The sequence below is a fragment of the Streptomyces amakusaensis genome (assembly GCF_039532665.1).
Classification (GTDB): domain Bacteria; phylum Actinomycetota; class Actinomycetes; order Streptomycetales; family Streptomycetaceae; genus Streptomyces; species Streptomyces amakusaensis.
In genome coordinates this window covers 19,641-39,018 of sequence record NZ_BAAASB010000024.1, presented here as the reverse complement: position 1 = coordinate 39,018, position 19,378 = coordinate 19,641, and the positions used below count along the sequence as shown (strand labels likewise).

The 19,378-nt window shown below is 71.1% G+C and carries 18 protein-coding genes and 1 pseudogene; 10 read left to right on the top strand and 9 right to left on the bottom strand.

What is annotated here, in order from left to right:
* Window positions 1-182: 182 nt before the first annotated feature.
* Window positions 183-1,994, bottom strand: coding sequence for a hypothetical protein (locus ABD371_RS31230; RefSeq protein WP_344484590.1), 1,812 nt, complete (start codon window positions 1,992-1,994; stop codon window positions 183-185).
* A gap of 334 nt (window positions 1,995-2,328) precedes the next feature.
* Window positions 2,329-2,760 (bottom strand): hypothetical protein, encoded by a 432-nt coding sequence (locus tag ABD371_RS31225; protein WP_344484436.1) that lies wholly within the window; start codon window positions 2,758-2,760, stop codon window positions 2,329-2,331.
* 664 nt (window positions 2,761-3,424) lie between these two features.
* Between ABD371_RS31225 and ABD371_RS31220 the strand changes: the two genes are divergently transcribed.
* The 4 genes from ABD371_RS31220 (at window position 3,425) to ABD371_RS31205 (ending at window position 8,892) form a co-directional block, all read left to right on the top strand.
* The gene (locus ABD371_RS31220; protein WP_344484433.1) at window positions 3,425-3,610 is read left to right on the top strand and encodes a hypothetical protein; all 186 of its coding nucleotides are present in this window, start codon (window positions 3,425-3,427) and stop codon (window positions 3,608-3,610) included.
* Between the two features lie 215 nt (window positions 3,611-3,825).
* A complete protein-coding gene (locus ABD371_RS31215; RefSeq protein ID WP_344484431.1) occupies window positions 3,826-4,122 on the top strand; it encodes a hypothetical protein in 297 nt (98 codons plus the stop codon).
* A 246-nt stretch (window positions 4,123-4,368) separates the two neighbouring features.
* Entirely contained in the window at window positions 4,369-5,679 is a 1,311-nt protein-coding gene (locus ABD371_RS31210) for an aminotransferase class V-fold PLP-dependent enzyme (RefSeq protein ID WP_344484429.1), read from the top strand.
* 1,110 nt (window positions 5,680-6,789) lie between these two features.
* A complete protein-coding gene (locus ABD371_RS31205; RefSeq protein WP_344484427.1) occupies window positions 6,790-8,892 on the top strand; it encodes a calcium-binding protein in 2,103 nt (700 codons plus the stop codon).
* A gap of 218 nt (window positions 8,893-9,110) precedes the next feature.
* Here ABD371_RS31205 and ABD371_RS31200 read toward each other — a convergent pair.
* The 5 genes and pseudogenes from ABD371_RS31200 to ABD371_RS31180 form a co-directional block, all read right to left on the bottom strand.
* Window positions 9,111-9,335 (bottom strand): annotated as a pseudogene (locus tag ABD371_RS31200) (helicase associated domain-containing protein); the annotation flags it as partial.
* Between the two features lie 102 nt (window positions 9,336-9,437).
* Window positions 9,438-9,917 (bottom strand): ParA family protein, encoded by a 480-nt coding sequence (locus tag ABD371_RS31195; protein WP_344484425.1) that lies wholly within the window; start codon window positions 9,915-9,917, stop codon window positions 9,438-9,440.
* 46 nt (window positions 9,918-9,963) lie between these two features.
* Complete coding sequence (locus tag ABD371_RS31190; protein ID WP_344484422.1) at window positions 9,964-10,458, bottom strand: hypothetical protein; 495 nt, start codon at window positions 10,456-10,458, stop codon at window positions 9,964-9,966.
* Between the two features lie 93 nt (window positions 10,459-10,551).
* A complete protein-coding gene (locus ABD371_RS31185) occupies window positions 10,552-11,028 on the bottom strand; it encodes a nuclear transport factor 2 family protein (RefSeq protein WP_344484419.1) in 477 nt (158 codons plus the stop codon).
* Window positions 11,029-11,042: 14 nt separating this feature from the next.
* Window positions 11,043-11,780 (bottom strand): SDR family oxidoreductase, encoded by a 738-nt coding sequence (locus tag ABD371_RS31180; protein WP_344484416.1) that lies wholly within the window; start codon window positions 11,778-11,780, stop codon window positions 11,043-11,045.
* Window positions 11,781-11,905: 125 nt separating this feature from the next.
* Between ABD371_RS31180 and ABD371_RS31175 the strand changes: the two genes are divergently transcribed.
* Entirely contained in the window at window positions 11,906-12,748 is an 843-nt protein-coding gene (locus ABD371_RS31175) for a helix-turn-helix transcriptional regulator (RefSeq protein ID WP_344484413.1), read from the top strand.
* 489 nt (window positions 12,749-13,237) lie between these two features.
* Here ABD371_RS31175 and ABD371_RS31170 read toward each other — a convergent pair whose 3' ends face one another.
* On the bottom strand, window positions 13,238-13,519 hold the full coding sequence (locus ABD371_RS31170) for a hypothetical protein (protein WP_344484410.1): 282 nt from the start codon (window positions 13,517-13,519) through the stop codon (window positions 13,238-13,240).
* Between the two features lie 484 nt (window positions 13,520-14,003).
* The gene (locus ABD371_RS31165) at window positions 14,004-14,243 is read right to left on the bottom strand and encodes a hypothetical protein (protein WP_344484407.1); all 240 of its coding nucleotides are present in this window, start codon (window positions 14,241-14,243) and stop codon (window positions 14,004-14,006) included.
* A gap of 704 nt (window positions 14,244-14,947) precedes the next feature.
* Between ABD371_RS31165 and ABD371_RS31160 the strand changes: the two genes are divergently transcribed.
* From ABD371_RS31160 to ABD371_RS31140, 5 genes are all read left to right on the top strand, one after another.
* Window positions 14,948-15,112: a relaxase domain-containing protein gene (locus ABD371_RS31160; RefSeq protein ID WP_344484404.1), complete on the top strand. Its 165-nt coding sequence runs from the start codon at window positions 14,948-14,950 to the stop codon at window positions 15,110-15,112.
* Window positions 15,079-16,608, top strand: coding sequence for a MobF family relaxase (gene mobF / locus ABD371_RS31155; protein WP_344484401.1), 1,530 nt, complete (start codon window positions 15,079-15,081; stop codon window positions 16,606-16,608). The genes ABD371_RS31160 and mobF overlap by 34 nt, the downstream gene beginning before the upstream one ends.
* Complete coding sequence (locus tag ABD371_RS31150) at window positions 16,566-16,799, top strand: hypothetical protein (RefSeq protein ID WP_344484398.1); 234 nt, start codon at window positions 16,566-16,568, stop codon at window positions 16,797-16,799. The genes mobF and ABD371_RS31150 overlap by 43 nt, the downstream gene beginning before the upstream one ends.
* A 362-nt stretch (window positions 16,800-17,161) precedes the next feature.
* Complete coding sequence (locus ABD371_RS31145) at window positions 17,162-17,995, top strand: IclR family transcriptional regulator (RefSeq protein WP_344484395.1); 834 nt, start codon at window positions 17,162-17,164, stop codon at window positions 17,993-17,995.
* Window positions 17,996-18,563: 568 nt separating this feature from the next.
* Window positions 18,564-19,286, top strand: a complete 723-nt coding sequence (locus ABD371_RS31140; protein ID WP_344484392.1) for a maleate cis-trans isomerase family protein — start codon at window positions 18,564-18,566, stop codon at window positions 19,284-19,286.
* The last annotated feature ends 92 nt before the right edge of the window (window positions 19,287-19,378 follow it).

Here is a 19,378-nt window from a genome sequence, read left to right as displayed (position 1 = left end):
GAGCATCAGGCTCGGGCAGCAGGGGAAGCAGTGTGTGGGGTCATCCTTCTCATTTGAACCGCCCGCCACTGACGTCGGCGGCGGCCTTCGGACCGGGGGCGGAGATCGCCTGTCGAGCAGAAGGTGATCTCCGCCGGGACTCTCCCGGACATGCTCAGCGGTACTTCTGAACAGCCCACACCTCAGAGCAGCAGCAGAACCGCCGCCGCCCACACCGCCACGATGACGACGATCACTGGGCCGAGGGGCATGCCCTGCTCGGACGGGCCCGCCACCTGATCCGGGCGCAGCTCGGGGTGGTGGAGCAGGGCCTGCACCTCCTCGGCCGCCTTCAGCGCCGCGGAGGTTCGGCCCAGCTTGTTCTGGAGCCAGAAGAAGCCCACGGATGTCAGCCGGACGTCCTTGTCCCCCGAGACACTGATCACGATGGTGTCGGAGCTGTGGCGGGCACCGGTGACGGAGTTCCAGGGGATGTGCCGTACCCGCCAGGGGCCGGCCACCCAGACGCCGTCCCGGTCGGCGGTAAGCCGCCAGTTCAGCGCCGTGGCGATCGAGCTGATCAGCATCGGCAGGACGAGCACCGCCAGGAGTGACTTCCACGACAGTCCATCGCTGAGGACTGCCCATGCGCCGCCGCCCTGCATGAGCAGCAGGAACAGGCCGAGGCCGCGTGACGCCCCGTCGGCGGACCAGGTCAGCGGCGCGGCCGACGGCAGCATCTCCGCCGCGATCGCCGCCACGGGACGGCGGCGACGGCGGTTACCGTCCCGGCCGTGGCCGGGGACCTGGTCACGGCTCCGGGCGAGCCGGGAAGGGAGCAGACCCTGTCCCACGGGCCGTACGGGGGTCACGCTCCGCTCGACCTCCACCTCGACCTCGCCGTCGGGTTCCAGGGGCTGTTCGGGGGCGAGGAAGGCGACCTCGGCGCCCTGGTACAGGGGGCCGTACAACAACGCCTCCCGCAGTGGGGACTCGTCGGCGCAGCCCTTCAGGATGGCCTCGATGGCCTCTTCCTCGCGCCGTAGCCGTTCCGCCACGACGTGGTCGTCCTCGGCGTCGGCTCCGTCCGGGGCGGAGGAGTCGGCAGTGTCCTCAGGTTCTTCGAGATCTTCGGGGTCGTTCTCGCTCGCGTACAGCGAGTGGAAGGAGAGCAGCGGCCGTGCCGCCTCGGTGTCGTCGGCCCCGTACACCCAGGTGCGTCCGTCCTCGCCCTCCTGGAGCAGGACCTTCAGCACCGGCAGGGGACTGCGGTCGAGGACACGGGAACGACGACGTCCGTTTACTCCGTTGGCGAGGAACCCCGCGCCCGCGACCGAGCCCGCCAGCAGGACGAGCTCCCACCCGAAGATGTCGTACGGCTCGCTCACCAGGCGGATCCAGTCGCCGTCGACGACCAGCTCGACCTGGGTGCCCACCGGATAGTCCTCGGGGAAGACCGTCTCCACCGTGTACCGCCGGTTGTCGTCCGACACGGCCACCAGCGGCGATGTGTCCTCGTCGCCGATGTCGACCTGGACGACCCGGGCGCTCACCCGGGTGCTCCGGTCTGCCCGCTCCTCATAGGCGTCGATGTCCCCATGGGCCTCCCACAGCGCGTAGGCCGACACCGTGAACAGGAGTCCAGCCATGATCAACGACACACGACCGCGGGCGAACCGGCCCGCGGACTCGGGCAGCGGATGCCGCTGCGGTCCCGCCGCCTCCTCCGAGAGTGCCCGCTGACGACGGCGGGCGCCGAGCCGGTGCGTCAGGGTCAGGGCGGCGAATCCGGCGGCGGCCACGAACCCGGACTCGCCCATGCCGGTCGCCGTGCCGGGGTCCGCCAGCGCGGTCAGGCTGGCGGCCGCCAGCACCACCACCCCGGCCAGCGCGGGAACCGGCTGCCGCCAGATCCAGTACAGACACAGCAGCAACAGACCGATCTGGGCCAGTCCCAGCCAGTCGGCACCGCACGGCTGGCCCGTGCTGCAGGGTGTCTCGGACACCGACACCATCGCCCAGATCGCCCCTCCCGCGAGCGCGAGCGCCGCGAACAGGGGATGGGCCCACCTCCCCGGCATCGCCTCCGACCACGCTCGGGCGTCGGCGGACCGCCACGCTACGGTCCCGGCGGGTATGTGCTCGGGTGGAAGAGGAAGGGCTCGCTCGCTCACGCCCGCATTATCGACCAGGAGGTAGCCGGGTTCATGGGCGGGTCGGTCAGACCCAACAGGAGATCCCCAGAGCCAAGCCCTGGACGCCCTCCGCCGACGCCGGTCCTCCCGGCCCGAGGACCCACCCAGGTGTCTGTTGCTCGGTACGGACGCGGAGTTGCAGGTCGCGGAGTTTTCATGGGGGAAAGCCCACGGTGCTGGCGTTCTCGGCGCTGCTGGTGCACTGGGTCCGGGCAGGGGCGGCACTGGCTCTTGGTGAACCACGCCACACGATCAGAGGTGCCGCGGTGGGCGAGGAAGTCGGGTTGGGGCCGTGCCAGCCCGCGCTGATCTGGCCCTGGGGGCAGGTGACCTGCTGCTTGCCGTAGTCGATGTGGAAGTCGTCCCTGGCGAAGCCCTCGTCTCGGTGGTGCTGGCGGGTGGGGTTGGTCTTCAGCGGTCCGGAGACGGTGACCTGGTGCTGCCGGGCGGCTTGCTCCAGATGGGGCAGGGAGGTGTAGCCGACGTCGACCAGGTGCTCTGCGGGCAGCAGCCTGCGGCGGGACAGGCGGGCGTGGATGCCGGGCAGGACCTGGCTGTCGTGGGTGGTGACCACGTCCGTGATCATGTGGGGGGCGTCGGACGTACAGGTCTCGGTCAGGTGGGAGGCGAACCCTTTCCAGCTGATGATGTGTCCGTGCCGTGCTCAGGAAGACGCGTCCGAGTGCTTCGAGAGTGAAGGTGTCCGCGCACGCGGTGTCCGTGCCGGGGCCGGGAAATGTGGTGACGGGGATGACGACCCGGGTGGCGATGTCGACGAGGAGCGTGGGCATCCGCGGCTCGGCGGCGGCGAACCCGCCGACGGCTTCGGCATCGTCGGCCTGGACCGCGTGGAGGTAGTTGAAGGCGCTGATCACAGCGTCCGGCGTGAGAGGCGCGAGGCCAGTGGTCTTGGGCACGGGTGCTCCTGTCGTACGGCCGCCATGCTGATCACGGCGGCGACTCGGCAAGCCTCCGGCGCGGGGCCTGTGGACAGCGGCCGGAGATTTCTCCTCCCTCTGTCCACCTGGGCCGGTCCGCAGGTTCAGGGGGGTGGCGGGCCTGGGATGGCGCTTCCGTTCGTACGACGCGGTCTCGGCGTCGACGTGCTCCAGAGCACGGTTCCGGCCAAGGGGTGTGAGATCGAAGGCCCGCCCGCTCGTGGCGCGCCCTGGTGCGGTGTAGCGGGGGGTATCGTCTACAAGTGGCCGCGTTCTGTGGTTAGTTCGACGTGTATGGACCTGCGAGGGATCATGCCCGCTCAGAACGGTATAGCCGACTTCGAAGTCGTGATCCTGGCCATGCTGGGCCCTGCGTTCGGGATTTTCCTCGCTGTGTTGATCGCGCGTGAATGGTGCCCCCCGCAGCAGTGGCTCTTGTGGTTCCTCGGTTTGTTCGCCCTTGGGCTCGGCGTCATCGCACTCCTCGGCCTCACCTAGGCAAGGCCGGCAGAGCCGGGCCGTCGTGGCCGAACACGGTGCCGTGGACCACACTGCCGGTGCGCACCGGCAGTGTGGTCCACGGCGCGTACTACAGGAGGGGGCGTACGTGGCGGACGCCGGTCGACGTCGGGTGCTTCCACCCCGGCGGGAGACACCGAAGGATCGGGTGCCGCCGGCCTTCCGCCGTGGGTGGTGGCAGGGAGGCCGGCCGGATGAACGCCGATGACGAGCAGCTGCTGCACGGCCAGGTGTACGGCCACGACCATCCCCACCCGGGCCCGCTGCCGCACCAGAGGTACGCCGTCCTGGTCGGCGGGCCGCTGGACGGACCGCTGCTCGACATCACCGGCTGGCGGCCGGAAGAGACAGGCGACGGCGCCGCCCTGATGACCGGGCTGGGGCGGTGGCCGGGCGGCCAGGTGCTGTACGACCCGCTCCCTGACGCCCCGCGCCCGGCCGCCGGCCCGGGTGTGGTGTGCCGCTTCCCCTACGTGGGCGACACACCCTGACCGCTGCTCACGCCCCGGGATCGCCCCGGGGCAGCTTCTGTCTCCGGCCGGGCTGTCTTCCCGGCCGGAGACCGCCCGCCACCCCGGACAGCGACGAGAAAGACCGGATCGGCATCGGCTCGGACATGTGTCCAGTGTCGGCCATTTGTGCGCTGTTCTCTGAATATGGCGTGGAACGCGTCCTAGGGTGGCTCGGGTTGTGCCCCCTCGGGGCCGGGTTGTGCGCGGAGTTGGGGAGTGGCGATGGTGAGCGTGAGCAGACGGCATCTGCTGGCGGCCGGGCCGGTCGGGGCCGCCGCCGTTGCCGCGTCGGGCGGACTCGCCCGGGCGGCAGGTCCCGGCACGGCGGGAGCGCCGCCCGTCATGGCCGGCGGACGGCCGGACTGGGACGCGGTGCGGGCACAGTTCCGGCTGGAGCCCGGCTGGACTCACCTGGCGATGTACCACCTGGCATCGCATCCCAGGGTCGTCCGTGAGGCGGTGGCGCATCTGAGCCGTCAGATCGACGCCAACCCTCTGGCGGCCCCCGGAGGGCTGTCGCTGCCGGACGGCCCGACCGGGTGGCCGCGTGTCCTGGCATCTCTGGCCGGCTACCTGGGAGGGCGGCCCGAGCACCTCGCGATGACCGCCAGCACCACCATCGGGCTCGGCGTTGTCTACAACGGGGTGCGGACGCGCCCTGGTCAGGAGTTCCTGCTCAGCGCCGACGATCATCCGTCCCATCTGCTCGCGGCCCAACTGGCGGCGGAGAAACACGGTGCCGAGGTGCGGACCACCTCATGGTTCCGCGACTCCGCCCGGGCCACGGCCGATGAGATCATCCGCGCCCTGCGCGATCGGATTCGCCCCGAGACACGGGTGCTGGGCATCACCTGGGTGCAGTCCGGCACAGGAGTGCGGATGCCACTGCGCCGGATCGCCGATGTCGTACGCGAGGCCAATCAGGGACGCGCGGAGGCCGACCGCTGTCTACTCGTCGTCGACGGCGTGCACGGGCTGGCCGCGGTCGACCAGGACGGGGCGCGCCTGGGGGCCGACATCCTGGTCTCCGGCACACACAAGTGGCTCTTCGGGCCGCGCGGAACCGGACTGGTCTGGGTTTCCCCCGAGGTGCTCGACCAGCTCCGGCCGACGTTCGCCACCTTCATCTTCAGCGGTGGCGCGGCACCGCTCTCCCCCGGCGGATACCTCGCCTTCGAGCACGCCTTCGCGCTGCCGACCGCTGTCGCCTTCCACCAGCAGCTCGGCCGCGCCCGGGTCGCGGACCGCATCACACGCCTGTCCACCCGCGCCAAACACGGACTGTCCGAAATCCCCGGAGTGACCGTGCACACCCCGGCGGACCCGGAGATGTCGGCGGGCATCACGTGCTTCAGCGTCCGCGGCCTCACCGCCGCGCAGGTCATCTCCCGCGCCGCGGAGAAGCGGATCCGGCTCTCCGCCCTGCCCGTCCTGCCACAGAACAGCACACCGTGGCCGCGTATCGGCACCGGCATCATGAATTCAGCCCGGGACATCGACACCGCCCTCACAGCCATCGCCGATATCGCACGATAGGCGCGCCCCCTGGCACCGGGCGCGTCCTTTCACCGGACTCACCGCCGGAAGGCGGCGGACACCTACGGCGCCCTGGACGGTGAACAACGCGGTCATCGCGAACGTGGAACCCATCGAGAAGTTCACCACCGCGAAGTGGAATGCGGTGATCGCTGTGAATCTCACGGGGTGTTCTACGGGCGCAGGGCGGTCGTCCCGAGGATGAAGGCGCAGGGCGGAGGCTCCACATCGGCATATCCTCGGTCGGCGGTCTCCGGGACAGTCCGGCCACACACATGCACGGCGGCCGAGTTCGGTGTCCGTGGACCGTCTTGGTCGCAGGCAGTCCAGCTCGGCCCTTCGAGATCCGGATCAACTCCGCGCACCGCCATGGACGACTCGCCCAGGTCGTCGAACAGCTCGTCGTGGTTGAGGACCAGCCGGGCCAGCACGCGCTCCAGCCGGCCGGTGTCCAGACCGGTAAGACAGTCCGCGACCCGGGCGCGGTCCTGGGCGAAGAAGGCGCTGCGGTTCCCACCCCCGCCGACCGAGGACCGGGCCTGCTGCGGCGGCCCGGCAGCCCGCCGGCGCCGATCAACCTGGATCCTCCGGGCGGGGACAGCCGCGCGGGAGGAGGCAGTGGTGCAAAGGGCGACGGCACCGTCACCGGCCGTTTAGGTCGGATTCTTCCACGGTGATCTCGGACCGGTGGCCACCTGGGGGAGGTGAGGGTGGCTGCGATGACTGGTCCGGCTCCGGCGTTCGCGGGCCTCGGGAACGAGGAGTTCCGGCCAGCTTCCGCTCCGTTGGGAGTGGTCGGTCCTGTTGCTATCTGATCGGATGGGAGCCATTTATGAATGCTTTCTGCCGCTCTGCGGGGGCAGTTTGTCTTTCTGTCAGCCAGTATGGCTGTTCTCCTCCGGCCGGTGTTGCGTCCGTGCCATGGTCTGTGGGACGGCCCTGATGTCCAAGTCCTCTGTTTTCCAGCCGAGTTGATTACCAGGCCGACGTGCCCGCCTGTCTTCGCGGCTGTGGTTCTTCCGGCCGTTGCGTTGCCGCGCCGCGGTGGTTGAAGGGGAGCCCGCTGGTTGCCCGCCCCCGCGGTGCGGACCGATGAGAGGGGTGAAGTCCATGACTTCGTCAGCACGGACCCGTCCATTGCGCCTGTCATGGCCCGGACGGATCGTGGCCCTGGCCGCGGCGTCCGCGCTCGCGGGTGCCGGCCTGGTGGCGCTGGCTCCGGCTGCGTCGGCTGCGGGGGTGTGCGGGACCCCGGTGGTCTCGGGTGCCACGATCACGGTCACCTGTTCGGCCGGGGGTATCGGCAGTGTCGCCGTTCCGCCGGCGGTCTCCGGTGTGGTGGTGACACTGGACGGTGCCGGTGGGTCCGCCAACGGGGTCGGGGTGCTCGGCGGCAAGGGGGCCCATGTGGTGGCCACGCTGGCCGTCACCCCCGGGCAGGTCCTGAACGCGACCGTCGGCAGGAAGGGTGTCCTGGACACCGCATCCGGGCTGCCCGCGGCCAACACGGCCGGGCTCGGCGGGGATCTGGTCGCGGTGACCGGCGACACCGGCACTCCGCTGCTGACCGCCGGGTCCGGCGGCGGAGCCAGCGGCGGCGGCACCGGCAGCGTCTTCTCCCCCCGCGGGTCCGTAGGCGCCAACAGCGGCGGCAACGGCATCGGTGGCGGCGGCACCGGGGGGATCGCGGGTGGCGGCGTTTCGGGCAAGGCCGGTACCGCGACGGCGGGCGGCGCCGGGGGCGCGGGCGGGATCGGCCAGACCGCCTCGGTCGCGGGCGCCCCGGGCACCTTTCCCAACGGCGACGCGCAGCCCGGCCAGCTGGGTGTTCCCTCCCCGGCGGGCGCGGGCGGGGGAGGCGGGGCCGGCTACGGGGCCGGGGGCCAGGGCGGCAGCGGCAGCACCGGCACCGCAGGCGGCAATTCCTTTGCCGGTGCCGGGGGTTCCGGTGGTGGCGGCTCCAGTCTGATCACCAGCACCTACCCCGGTGCGACCTCGACCCTGGTCAATGGCTCGAACGCGGGCGACGGCTCCATCGTGTTCGTCTTCACCCAGGACCCGCCCACCGTCACCTCGGTCAGCCCCGCGAGCGGCACCACCGCGGGCGGGACGGTGGTCACGGTGACCGGCACCAACTTCACCGGCGCCACCGGGGTCACCTTCGGCCCGGGCAACCCGGCCACCGCCGTGTCCTGCACCGACACCTCCTGCACCGCCACCGCCCCCGCGCATGCGGAGGGCACGGTCGACGTACAGGTCACCACCCCCGGCGGCACCAGCACCCCCGTCCCGGCCGGCGAGTACACCTACATCACCCCCGGCGCCGACCTGGCAGTGTCGGTCGCCGACTCCGCCGACCCGGCCCCGCTCGGGACCACGTTCACCGACACGGTCACCGTCACCAACAACGGCCCGGCCACCGCGACCGGCACCACCACCACGGTGACCCTCTCCGGCGCCTCCGCCGGGATCGTGTCCGCCACCTCCTCCCAGGGGTCGTGCAGCGTGTCCGCGCCCACCGTCTCCTGCTCGCTCGGAACCCTCGCCTCCTCGGCCGACGCGACCGTCACCCTCGTGCTGTCCCCGGCCGAGACCGGGACGGTCACCGCGACCGCGACCGCCGGTGCCGACCAGAGCGACCCCGCCTCCGGCAACAACACCGCCGCCCAGAACACCACCGTCGACAACTCCCTGGGCTGCACGATCACCGGCACCAACGGCAACGACACCCTGAACGGCACCAACGGCAGTGACGTCATCTGCGGCCTGGGTGGCGACGACACCATCAATGGCGGCAACAACAGTGACACCCTTTACGGCGGTCCCGGGAACGACACCATCGACGGAGGCAACAGCGACGACGTCCTCCGCGGGGGCGGCGGCAACGACATCATGGGAGGCGGCAACGGCGCCGACCACCTCTACGGCGAGGCCGGCAACGACACCAACTACGGCGAGACCCTCCTCGGGTCGCTGCTCCACCTGTTCGACAACGGTAACGACCACGTCTACGGCGGGCCGGGCAACGACGACCTCGACGGCCAGAACGGCAACGACGTCCTCGTCGACACGGACGGCACCGACACCATGAGCGGCAGCCTCGGCAACGACAGCATCGACGTCCAGGACGGCGCGGGCGGCGACACCGCCGACGGCGGCCTCGGCAGCGACACCTGCGCCGTCGACACCGGAGACACCGCGACCAGCTGCTGACCACCCGCAGCCACCACACCGGTCGGCCCGGACCCGACGCCACCCACCGGGTCCGGGCTCACACCCGGCCAACCCGCTACCGGGACCCGCGCCCAACACAGGCTGCCACCAGCCACCGGACCGGCGCAGGAGACGCACGACTCCGTTTGACCAACACAGCGGTGGTGGGCCGGGCAGAAACCCAGCCCGGCCCACCACGACCAGACCACCCCGAGTTTTTCCAGCTCGCGTACCCGTTCCGGCGCGAGGGTCCCGGCCCGGTAGTCGGTCCGCTGGTTCCGCAGCCACGTCCCCTGCGGAAACCCGCCCGGCACCCACCCCTCATCTTCGGGGGTGACGTAGTCGTACGGCACCCGCAGCACACCATCCTTCGCGACCTCCCTCGCATACCGCGCCGCAGCGGCGAGACCGCTGCGCCAGTAGTCGGTCTCCGGGTGCAGCACCCGCAGCGCGACGAACCGGGCCACTTCCGCCGGATCACGCGGACTGCTGAACTTCAACAGCTCCCGGGCGGGCGCACTCGGGCCCTTCGCCGTCCCCGGCTGTCACGGGTCCGGGAGTAGTAGAGCGCGGTGTCCATGGAGTAGCCGAGGCTCGGAGGGCCCCCGCTCGGCGAGCGCTTGGGCGACGCCGGCGGAGACCGCTGTCTTGCCCACGCCGCCCTTCTGGTTGCCCATGATGATGCGGCGCGCGCCTTCCGTCCTGGGTGCGGCTCGGGGGATGGCGTGGGTGTCCAGCCAGAGCCGGATGGACTGGGCGAGGCCCTGGTTGTAGGGGAGTGAGAGCTTCTTGCAGTGCTCCTTGAAGGCTCCGTAGACGCCGATGGGGAGGTGGGTGGAGAAGCTGGTGCCGCCGGCGGTACCGTCCGGGAGGATCGCGTGGAAGCGGTCGCTCTTCCGGCCTGCCTCCACCCGTACCGCGATCCCGACGAGCGGCAGTTCCTCGCCGTCGATGTCCAGGACATGCTCGTACAACGAGATCTCCGTCCCCAGCTGCCCGACCAGCTCACCGGCTCCTGGCATCATGACCTGCTCCACCCGCGACTCTGCGGCCTGAACCCGCTGTAGCGGCTCATGACGGTGCCGAGTCGGGGATTTGATGATTGCGGGTGCCGAAGTCCAGCACCAGTAGGTAGAAGCGGTCAGGCGCTCCAGGGCAGTATCCGCGTCGCCTGGTACCGCCCTCCTCACTGAAGTCCGCCTTGCAACAACCGTGGAGCGGCCCGTCCCATCCAGCCTCGGCCTTGCGGAACTCGCCCTTTAGCCATGCCTGTTCGAGACGGGACGGGCGGCCACCTGCTGCTGTGCGGTGGGGGAGTGGCGGGGTGGCAGGCCCGGGATTGCGCCGTCCGCGAGGCTGGTTGTGGATTTCCCGGACGGCCGGTCCGGGGGTGCCGTGGAGTTCGGTGCAGGCGATGATGACCTGCCCTCCGGCGCCCGAGGGGTGCTCGGAGGTGGCCAGGTCTGTCAGGCCGTCGAGCAGGGCGGCCCCGGTCCGCTGGTCCTTGGGGCTGCTGCCGAGGCCGGTGAAGGGGCCGTCGACGATGAGGAACTGCGGCACCGGCATCGCGGGGACTTCCCGCGAGCGGCGGTGTACGCGGCCTCGGCCGCCTCCTTGCCCTTCTCCAGCTGCGGCAGCCGCTCGCGCGCGTAGTTCCGGTCACTCCGGTTCGAAGGCTCGCAGGGCGTCGTCGCCGTCGGTCCACAAGACCCCGAGCCGTTGTCGGGCCAAGAGCCATCCGTCCCCGTCACGGCGGAACTCCCAGTCGTAGGGCCCGCCCATGGAGTAGGGGGCAGAGGTCCTCCCCGGAGCGGTGACGGCGACGAACCACATGTACCCGATGCCGGTCGCCCGGTCGCCCGCCACGTCTACGTGCATGTTGAGGATGTGGTGCTGGATGCTCGTGTAAGGAGACTCGGCCTCCTCCACCTTCGCGCGGATGGCCTCCCTTCCCTGGATTCGCTGCCAGGGCCCGAACTCGAGTACGGCGTCTTCGGCCCAGCAGGCGGACCAGGTCCCCCAGTCCTTGCGGTCCAGTGCCCGCCAGCCGCGGATCATGAGGGCGTGCAGGGCGTCCCGGTCCTCCAGGTCACGTATTCTGCGCGTCAGGTCGTTGAGAGCGGGGGTGTGCAGCATTCCGGTTCCTTCCGTCACTGGGTGCTCGCCGTAGGTCGTACGACGATCTCGTTCACGTCGACGTGCGCCGGCTGGGAGATCGCGTAGGCGACGGCGTCCGCGATCGCGGACGCCGGCAGGGCCACGGCGCGGTAGGTCCGCATGGCTGCCCGGGCGGCAGGGTCCGCGATGCCGTCGGCGAGTTCGGACTCCGTGACACCCGGCGAGACCAGCGTGACCCTGATGTCACCGGCGGACTCCTGACGCAGGCCCTCGGAGATCGCACGGACCGCGAACTTGGTGGCGCAGTACACGGCGGCGGTGGGAGAGACCTCGTGGGCGCCGACGGACGCGATGTTCACGATGTGCCCGCCACCTTGGGCGCGCATCACGGGCAAGGCGGCGGAGATACCGTGCAGGACACCCCGCATGTTCACGTCGATCATGCGGTCCCACTCCTCCGTCCTGAGCGCCTCCAGCGGCGACAGCGGCATCACCCCGGCGTTGTTGACCATCACGTCCACACGGCCGTATCGCTCTTCGGCCGCTGCCACGAAGCCCCGCACGTCGGCGGCCACGGTCACGTCCAGGCGCTGGATCGCCGCCGTGCCGCCCGCGGTGGTGATCTCCGTGACGAGTTGGCCCAATCGATCGGTGCGCCGTGCTCCCAGGAACAGGCGGTGGCCGTCGGCGGCGAGCCGGCGGGCGGTCGCCTCGCCGATCCCGCTGCTGGCACCGGTGATCGCTACGACCTTGATGGTCTGGTCCGGCATGACTGCCCCTTATCCCTTGGTCGGCCACCGAGTCTGGGCGAGTTGTTCCAGGCGGCCCAGGCCGTGTGCTGCCTGGGTGTACCGCACCCAGGCAGCACACCGGGCCCGCGGCCTAGCCTGGGCACATGACCGACAACCAGCTGGGTGAGTTCCTGCGGGCGCGCCGTGCGGCCGTGCGGCCGGACGAGGTCGGGATGCCGAGCCATGGCGTGCGCAGGGTCGCCGGGCTGCGCCGCGAAGAGGTCGCCGTACTGGCAGGGGTGAACGCGGACTACTACACCCGGCTGGAACAGGGCCGCGAACGCCACCCGTCCGCACAGGTGGTGGATGCGCTCAGCAGCACGCTGCTGCTGGATACCGACGCCCGGGCACACCTTCACCAACTGTCCCGAACCGCACCGTCCCAGCGGCCTGTCGCCGCCACCGACCAGATCGCCCCTGACCTGCGCGTCCTGCTGGATGGCTACCCCAGCACTCCGGTGTTCGTCATCAACCCGGTCCTGGACATCCTGGCCGCCAACGCCCTGACCGAGACGCTCTACTCTCCCTTTGAAGCTATGGACAACCTGGCCCGCATGGTTTTCCTCGACCCGGCAGGCCGGCCGTTCCACCCCCGATGGGACCGGACAGCCGAGACGGTGGTGGGGCACCTGCGTCAGGCGTCCGGCACCGATCCTGGCAGTCCGCGCCTGCGGGCTCTCGTAGGCGAACTCGGCACACACAGCATGGACTTCGCCCGGCTGTGGAACACCCACACCGTGCGCGGCAAGACCCGGGAGCACAAGCACTTCCATCACCCGGACGTCGGTGGCTTGACCCTCACCCACCACGCATTCGACGTGCGGGACGCCCCCGGCCAGCAGCTGATCATCTACCATGCCGAACACGGCAGCCCCAGCGCCGAGGCGCTCAGCCTGCTCGCCTCCGTGTACGCCACCGCGAACCGCGCCTATCGGTCCGCCGGGTGACAGCCTGTGCGTGGCACGGTGAGCACAACGGACCTACGGACCCCACGCGGACGTACACCGCCGGACCGCCGCATGACCGGGGCAGAATGTGCCCTGCCTGCCTTAACTGGCCTGCATGCCCTTCACCTGCAAGACCGAGCGGGACTTCGCCGTCCGGACCGACTGCTGGGCCCGGCCTGAGCGAGTGCTCCTGACCCGTGAACAGGTTCGTGCGTACGGGCTGCCCGCGACGGAGGGCAGACACGGCGAGGCGGCGGGCGGGGAACGACTTCGCCGGAAGGCGAACAGCCGGCAGTTGGCAGGGGGGGAGGTGGAGAGAGGTTGGGCACGCCGGTGACTTCCCGTAACCGGCCGTTTACCTGAAGAGGGACCGGCGCCTTCCACCTGCACCCGGCTGCTGCCCGTCGTGCCCGATGCCCTCGACGGTCTGCTGGAGCTGGAGGAACCGCTCTTCCTGACACTCCGCAACTCTCTGCCGAGCCGTGCGGTTCAGCCGGGCATGGTCACCCAGCGGCGCACCGTCCAGTCATAGTGGCCGATCGTGCCGGGGCGGATCGATGTGTACGTCACCCACTCGTCGCCACTTTCCCCGTCGCCGTCGTCCACAGGGTCGTCAAAGGGGCCCGGAGCCCAGGAGGCAAGGATCCGGCCCTCCTCCACCTCGACCACCCAGCCGAGGAACTCCCTGCCGTCCCGGAGCGAGAAGCCGACTTTGTCGGACCTCTCCACACAGCGGACGAAGTAGTCGTGCAACGCCAGGAGTTCAGACACCAGCCCAGCCTACTCACACGGGTACAGACGCGGCCGACGTCACCGGGTGCGCACCACAGGCGCTGTCGCCCGTGCCGCACTCGCCGTTCGAGGGCCCGCTCGGCACCGCCGACCACGAGCCGCTGTCCGCGGTGCTGCTGCGTGCCTGCTTCACCTCGGGGTGAGGACCGGCTGGTGCGGGATCCTCGCCGGGTCTTCCGGCGCGGGCCGGCTGCGCTGCCGTCGCGACAGCAGGGCAACGGAGCCGGCCCCTGTTCCGCCCGGCAGGGGATCCTGGTTCTGCTGGGCCGGTCGTCTCGGGCACCCGTCAGCCCCGGCCGGGGTCGGTGCCGCAGAGTCCCCAGCCCACATCGTCGGCGGTCAGCCTGTTGACGCTCATGCCCTTCCCTCCACGCGGTCGGCCGCGGCAGGGTGATGCCGCTGCGGCTGAGGTACGCAGGTGTGTTCGTTGTGCACAGGTTTATGGTGGATCATCCGGGGCGGGTCAGGGGCCGGTGAGGATGTCGTGGGTACCGATACGCCGCCAGATGATGTGCTGCTCGCCGGGTCGTACCGGTGTGCCGTATGCCCAAGTGGCGCGCCCCGGACATCCGGCGCCCATGGACCAGGAGAGTTCGTACCCGCCCGGCGTGGTTCGTACGCGTTTCATGCGGAGCCCGGGACGGAAGCCCTGGCCGGTGCGGTGGTCGGCGGTGAAGCGGTACAGAGCCTCGTACGTGGGCACGGTGTCCTCCAGGCAGCACGAAAGGCCCCCGGCGGTTGCTGGGGGTGGAGGGGTATCTCGCTCGGGTGGGGGCGGTGGCTGGTGACGTGGTGCGGGGCGGGAGGTCTTTGGTCATCGGTGGGGGAGTGGCATGTAGACAGGCGCGGTGTGGCGAAGAAGTCGTCTACTTGGCGTTTTCGTGGCTGGTAGGGCTGGTGTGGTGGTTGCCGCGCAGCATTTGCCTGGCCCTCTGCTGTCCGCTCGGTGGGCGTGATGCCGCTGGCGGGTCCCGCCGTGCGGGATCGGCGGTGAATGTCCGGTGGACCCTCCCGCCCCACGGGATCGTGCTTTTCCGCAGGTCAGAGCCGGTATCTGCTGGGGGGATGCTGAGTGTCGCGAAGATTCAGAGCCGTAACGCCTGGCGGTACTTCGTCCGCGGAGTCGCGTTCGGGGACGGCCGCCGTCCGGTCGGTCAGTCGCTGAAGGACGCCCAGGAGCAGGCGGGGGTCCGCCCGGGGTGTGGATGGGTCGCGGCCTTGCGGGGCTGGGGCTGGGGCTGGTGGCGGGGTCGGTGGTGGGGGGCGGGAGCTGCTGTTCGGGGAGCTGCGGCATCCGAATGCGGAGCGGCTGGAGCGGGAGCGTCTGCCTGACGGCGTCACCCCGGAGGAGGCGCGGCTGGCGACGGTGCTGGGCAGCCGGTCGAGGAGATCGAGCAGCGGGACCTGGTGCCGCTGCTCGGTTTGGAGTTCGTGTTCCGGCCGCAGGCGTCGCTGATCGTGCTGTGGGTGCTGGGTGACGAGCGGACCCGGGAGGTGATCGAGCGGGCGCACGCGCGGGCCGTCGCCAAGGCGCTCGCATGGCTGGAGGACGAGGTCGCGGAAATCCGCTGATCCTCTGGCAGGAAGCGTGCCAACCGCCGGGCCTGGTGGCCGCGTCCTTCCTGCATTGGGACAACCGCGACGGATTCCCCTTGCTCCACCACCACCTTCTGATCCTGAACCGGGCCCAGCGCGCGGACGGTGCCTGGTACGTGCTCGACACCCGACGCCTCTACCAGCACGCGGTGGCCGCCGGGACGCTCTACACCCTCGCGATGACGACGGAGGTGTGCGAGGAGCTGGGTCTGGCGACGGTTCCCCGTGAGGTGACCCCGGGTTTGCGGCCGGTGATGGAGATAGCCGGCGTGGACGCCGAGTTGATCGAGTGGAAGTCGACCCGCCGTCAGCGGATTGAGGACGCTCTGGGGACGATCACCGACGAGTACGTCAAGAAGCACGGGCGGCTGCCGGACGAGCGCGCCCGGCACGGGCTGGGGTGGTGGGCGGCGCAGGACACCCGCCCGGACAAGAAGCCCCCCAAGCCCCTGCGGGAGTTGCTGGTGTGGTGGCGTGCCTTCGCGATCCTCCGTTTCGGCCAGGTGATGATCGCCGGGCTGCTGGAACGCTGCCGCACGGCCGCCGCGGTGATCCGGGCGAGGGTCCGCCCGCTGGTGGACACCGCCCTCGCCGCCATCGATGTCGCAGCCGTCGTCCACACCGTCCGCCGCACGTTCAACCGCCGCCATGTCCTGGCCGAGGCCCGGCGTCATCTGCTGGAGACCCTGCGCGGCCGCCCGTTCCCGCCCGGCCTCGACGACTACATCGCCGACCAGGCCCTCGCCCGCCACTCCCGCCGGTTGACCGTCCCCCAGCCCGTCCGCCGGACCCCGGCACCCGATCTGATCACCCACACCGCCGACTTCGCCGGGCCTGACCGGTGGTTCATCGCCGGCGCCGACGGGAAGCCGCCGCGGGAGTCGACCCGATACGAGCGGGCCAAAGTCGCTGGCCTCGCCCTGCAGAACGCGATCCGCGCCGCCCGCATCGCACCAGGCGCGCAGGACGCAGCCGCGACCGCATCGACCGCGGCACACACCGGACACGACCACCACGGCGACCGGGCGGCGGATCCGCCGCACGCCGTCGACCAGCCCGGCCGGGACGCCGTGCTCGCCCCGGCACAGCGGGCCGCCGTCCACGCCCATCTCCAGGCCGCGATGCCCCAGGAGTATGCGGAGGGCCGGACGACCGATCCGGAGACGTGGACGACCTCCCCGGAACGCCTCGCCTTCCTCGCCAAGCTCGCCGCGGACGCCGAGGCCCGCAGCCGCAGCCTGGCCGAAGCGGCTGTCGGCCGCCGCGACGTTCGGTACTGCTGCCGGGCGGCCGAGACCGCCGGGCGGGACGGGGACCGAAGTCACCACGCCAGCTGCCGGGACGCGACCGGCCGCCCCCCCCCCCCGCAGACGTGCGGGCCAGGCGAGGGTGCGGGAGAACCGACCACCCTTGAGTACCGGAGACCCGCATGGCCGATCCGACCCCGCCCCGCGTCACGCCGGAGTACCTGAAGCTGCTCGCCGAGGACTTGGACCGGCGTATCGAGCGCCTGGAGCAGCTCGCCGACGCATCCCGGCTGCGCCGGGCGCTCTACCCGGCGCCGGAACCGCCCCCGGCCCGGCGGCCACGCCGGTTATCCCGGCAGCACCCCGGCGGACAGCCGCACCCGTGGCGCACCGCACGGAGCCGCCGCCGGAGCTGAGCACCGGACGATGGAACCACCCGGGCGCTCCGGTGGAGTCCACCGTGTTCCGTCCGCATCGGATGGGCAGTTCCACCATGATGTGCACCGGTCGGTGGGGGAACACACCGAACCGCGGGCACGGCTCCGACCGCCGCTCTGCCCGGAGCCAATCCGTCACCTCGCTGCCTGCCGGTGCCCGCCGTCCCGCCTGCCGCCTCGTTGCCGTGACCGGCCGGCGCGGTGGCAGCGGTACAGGACGAGGTGGGGCCACTGTGTGATAATCGCGAGCGATTATTCATGCAACGCGCAGGCAGGGGCCGGATCGTCGGTGGGGACGCCCTCACACCGGGCCGTGCTTCCCGAGCGAGAGGACCGACCCCATGGCGGACGGACAGGGGCCGGAGCCGGCGGAGGCTGCCTCGCGGACCGGAGCGTCGGCGGCGGGGACGGCAGGGGAACGGACGTCCCCCGCGAGCACGGTGCAGATCGTGGACCATGCCCTGCTGGTGCTCAAAACGATCGCCGAGGCCGACCGGCCGCGCGGGGTACGTGAGCTGAGCCGGGATCTGGAGATCAGCAAGAGTTCCACCCAGCGGATCCTCGCCTCTCTGGAGCGCGTCGGGCTCGCTGTCATGGATGAGAACTCCCGCAAGTACGTGATCGGCCCGGCCGCGCTCACGCTGGCCTGGCGGCACGCCGCCAACAGCGACCTGGTGAGCGCCGCCTCGGAGGCGACGGCCCGCATCGCCGCCGCGACGGGCGAGACCGCGTGTGTTTCCGCCGTTGTGGACGGGCGCCGGGTGACGGTGTACGAGGTGGAGAGTTCTCAGCCGCTCCGTCTGATCACGGGGGTCGGCCGTCCCTACTCGCTCTTCTCCGGCGCGACGGGCCGGGTGCTGCTGTCGATGCTGCCCGAAGCCCAGCTGGAACACCTGGTGCGCGAGCATGCCTCCACGGTCGGCGCGACCGTCGCGACGGAGATCGCCGACCGGGTGACGGCCGCTCGTGAGCGGGGGTACGCCTTCAGTCGCGGCGAGTGGATCACGGGCGGGTGCGGGGTCGCCGTGCCCATCGCGACACAGGGTACGGTCACCGCGGCGCTGAGCATCTACGGCCCGGAGGCGCGGCTCGCGGACCGGCGCATGGCCGAACTGGTCCCGACCCTCCGGGCGGCGGCGGCCCAGATCGCCATCCGCTGGCGCCAGCCCGCCTGACCCCCGGGCCGCTGCCCCGGCACCCGGCGCCCCGGTCCCCTGCGATCACCGCGCCGGACCGCATGCCCCGAGCCCTTCCCGTACGTCGCGGCAGTCCCTGCCTGCCGTGTCCTTCCGGGCCCGCCGGCGGGCCCGGCTCCCGGCGAACGGCGGCGTCGGGAGCCCTCTCCGGCGTGCCTCTCACTGCGCCGTGACGGCGTGACCTCTTCCGGCGGCCACGCGCCGAACTCCGATGGGCCCGCGCTGCGAACCGCCGTGCCCGCCCGGACCCCGGCGGGCCGGCTGTGTCCGGGGCCGGCGCCCCGCGCCATCCCCTGCCCGAAAACCTGACCATTGACCTGGCTGAAACCCGTGGGTACGGTGTCCCAAACAAATCTGGTCCACTGTCCCAGATTGCTTCGCGGCGGTGCCGGCCCCGGTCGATCCCAGGGGAAAACGGGACCTTTGCCGCTACACGGGTGACGTTCCACACAGCAGAATCCGTGCACCACATCAGTCCCGGTGGACTCCACCACTGCTCGACACTCTCACCTTCCGCATATACGGCACATTCCAGGAGGAATGCCTCATGATGCTCGGCTGGCGTGCACGAATCGGTCAGATCCGACCGGCGACCGCGATCGAAGGAGCAGAGGAGTGGCGCTCGGTCGCGCCCACCGGTGTGGCCTTCGCCGACGCCCGGACCATCGTTCCCCGCGTCGACGCGGAGGGGCTGCGCGAAATGATGGGCCAGGTGCTGGAGGCGTCCCGCCAGCTCGCCACCGCGAAGGTCGACCTGATCGTGCAGTGCGGCGCGCCCGGCACCTTCATACCGGGCCCCGGCACCGACGAGAAGGTCACCGACGAGATCAAGGCCGAGACCGGGATTCCCGCGATCACGATGATGCGGGCGACTGTCGACGCCCTGCGCGCCGTGGGCGCCACCTCGGTCGCCGTCGGCAGCATCTACACGGACGAGGTCAACGAGGCGCTGCGCGCGTACCTCACGGCCGTCGGCTTCGAGGTGCCCGTGATGGAGGGGCTCCAGATGACCGACCCCTACGAGGCCAGCGTCCACGACGCGGACAGCGCCTACCGGCTCGGGCGCAGACTGCACAGAGCCGCCCCCGACGCCGACGCGCTGCTGATCTCCTGCGGCACCTACCGGACCTTCGAGATCCTGCCGTACCTCGAAATGGACACGGGACGGCCCGTGGTGACCAGCAATCAGGCATCCCTCTGGAGCGCCCTGCGGACCCTGGGGCTCCGCGACGAGATCCCGCAGCTCGGCCGCCTCGGCCGGCTCACCTGACACCGGTCCGGACGTCCCCGCCCGGCCGGGGACACCGACCCCGCACCCCCCACCGTCACACCGCGCCGCACCGCCGGGCCGTCACCCCGCCC

Bases quoted from the DNA above. Each gene is read 5' to 3' on its own strand.
- ABD371_RS31230 (WP_344484590.1), bottom strand. From the start codon at position 1,994: ATGGTGTCGGTGTCCGAGACACCCTGCAGCACGGGCCAGCCGTGCGGT.
- ABD371_RS31225 (WP_344484436.1), bottom strand. From the start codon at position 2,760: ATGATCACGGACGTGGTCACCACCCACGACAGCCAGGTCCTGCCCGGC.
- ABD371_RS31220 (WP_344484433.1), top strand. From the start codon at position 3,425: ATGCCCGCTCAGAACGGTATAGCCGACTTCGAAGTCGTGATCCTGGCC.
- ABD371_RS31215 (WP_344484431.1), top strand. From the start codon at position 3,826: ATGAACGCCGATGACGAGCAGCTGCTGCACGGCCAGGTGTACGGCCAC.
- ABD371_RS31205 (WP_344484427.1), top strand. From the start codon at position 6,790: ATGACTTCGTCAGCACGGACCCGTCCATTGCGCCTGTCATGGCCCGGA.
- ABD371_RS31195 (WP_344484425.1), bottom strand. From the start codon at position 9,917: ATGATGCCAGGAGCCGGTGAGCTGGTCGGGCAGCTGGGGACGGAGATC.
- ABD371_RS31190 (WP_344484422.1), bottom strand. From the start codon at position 10,458: ATGCCGGTGCCGCAGTTCCTCATCGTCGACGGCCCCTTCACCGGCCTC.
- ABD371_RS31185 (WP_344484419.1), bottom strand. From the start codon at position 11,028: ATGCTGCACACCCCCGCTCTCAACGACCTGACGCGCAGAATACGTGAC.
- ABD371_RS31180 (WP_344484416.1), bottom strand. From the start codon at position 11,780: ATGCCGGACCAGACCATCAAGGTCGTAGCGATCACCGGTGCCAGCAGC.
- ABD371_RS31175 (WP_344484413.1), top strand. From the start codon at position 11,906: ATGACCGACAACCAGCTGGGTGAGTTCCTGCGGGCGCGCCGTGCGGCC.
- mobF (WP_344484401.1), top strand. From the start codon at position 15,079: ATGGCTGGAGGACGAGGTCGCGGAAATCCGCTGATCCTCTGGCAGGAA.
- ABD371_RS31150 (WP_344484398.1), top strand. From the start codon at position 16,566: ATGGCCGATCCGACCCCGCCCCGCGTCACGCCGGAGTACCTGAAGCTG.
- ABD371_RS31145 (WP_344484395.1), top strand. From the start codon at position 17,162: ATGGCGGACGGACAGGGGCCGGAGCCGGCGGAGGCTGCCTCGCGGACC.
- ABD371_RS31140 (WP_344484392.1), top strand. From the start codon at position 18,564: ATGATGCTCGGCTGGCGTGCACGAATCGGTCAGATCCGACCGGCGACC.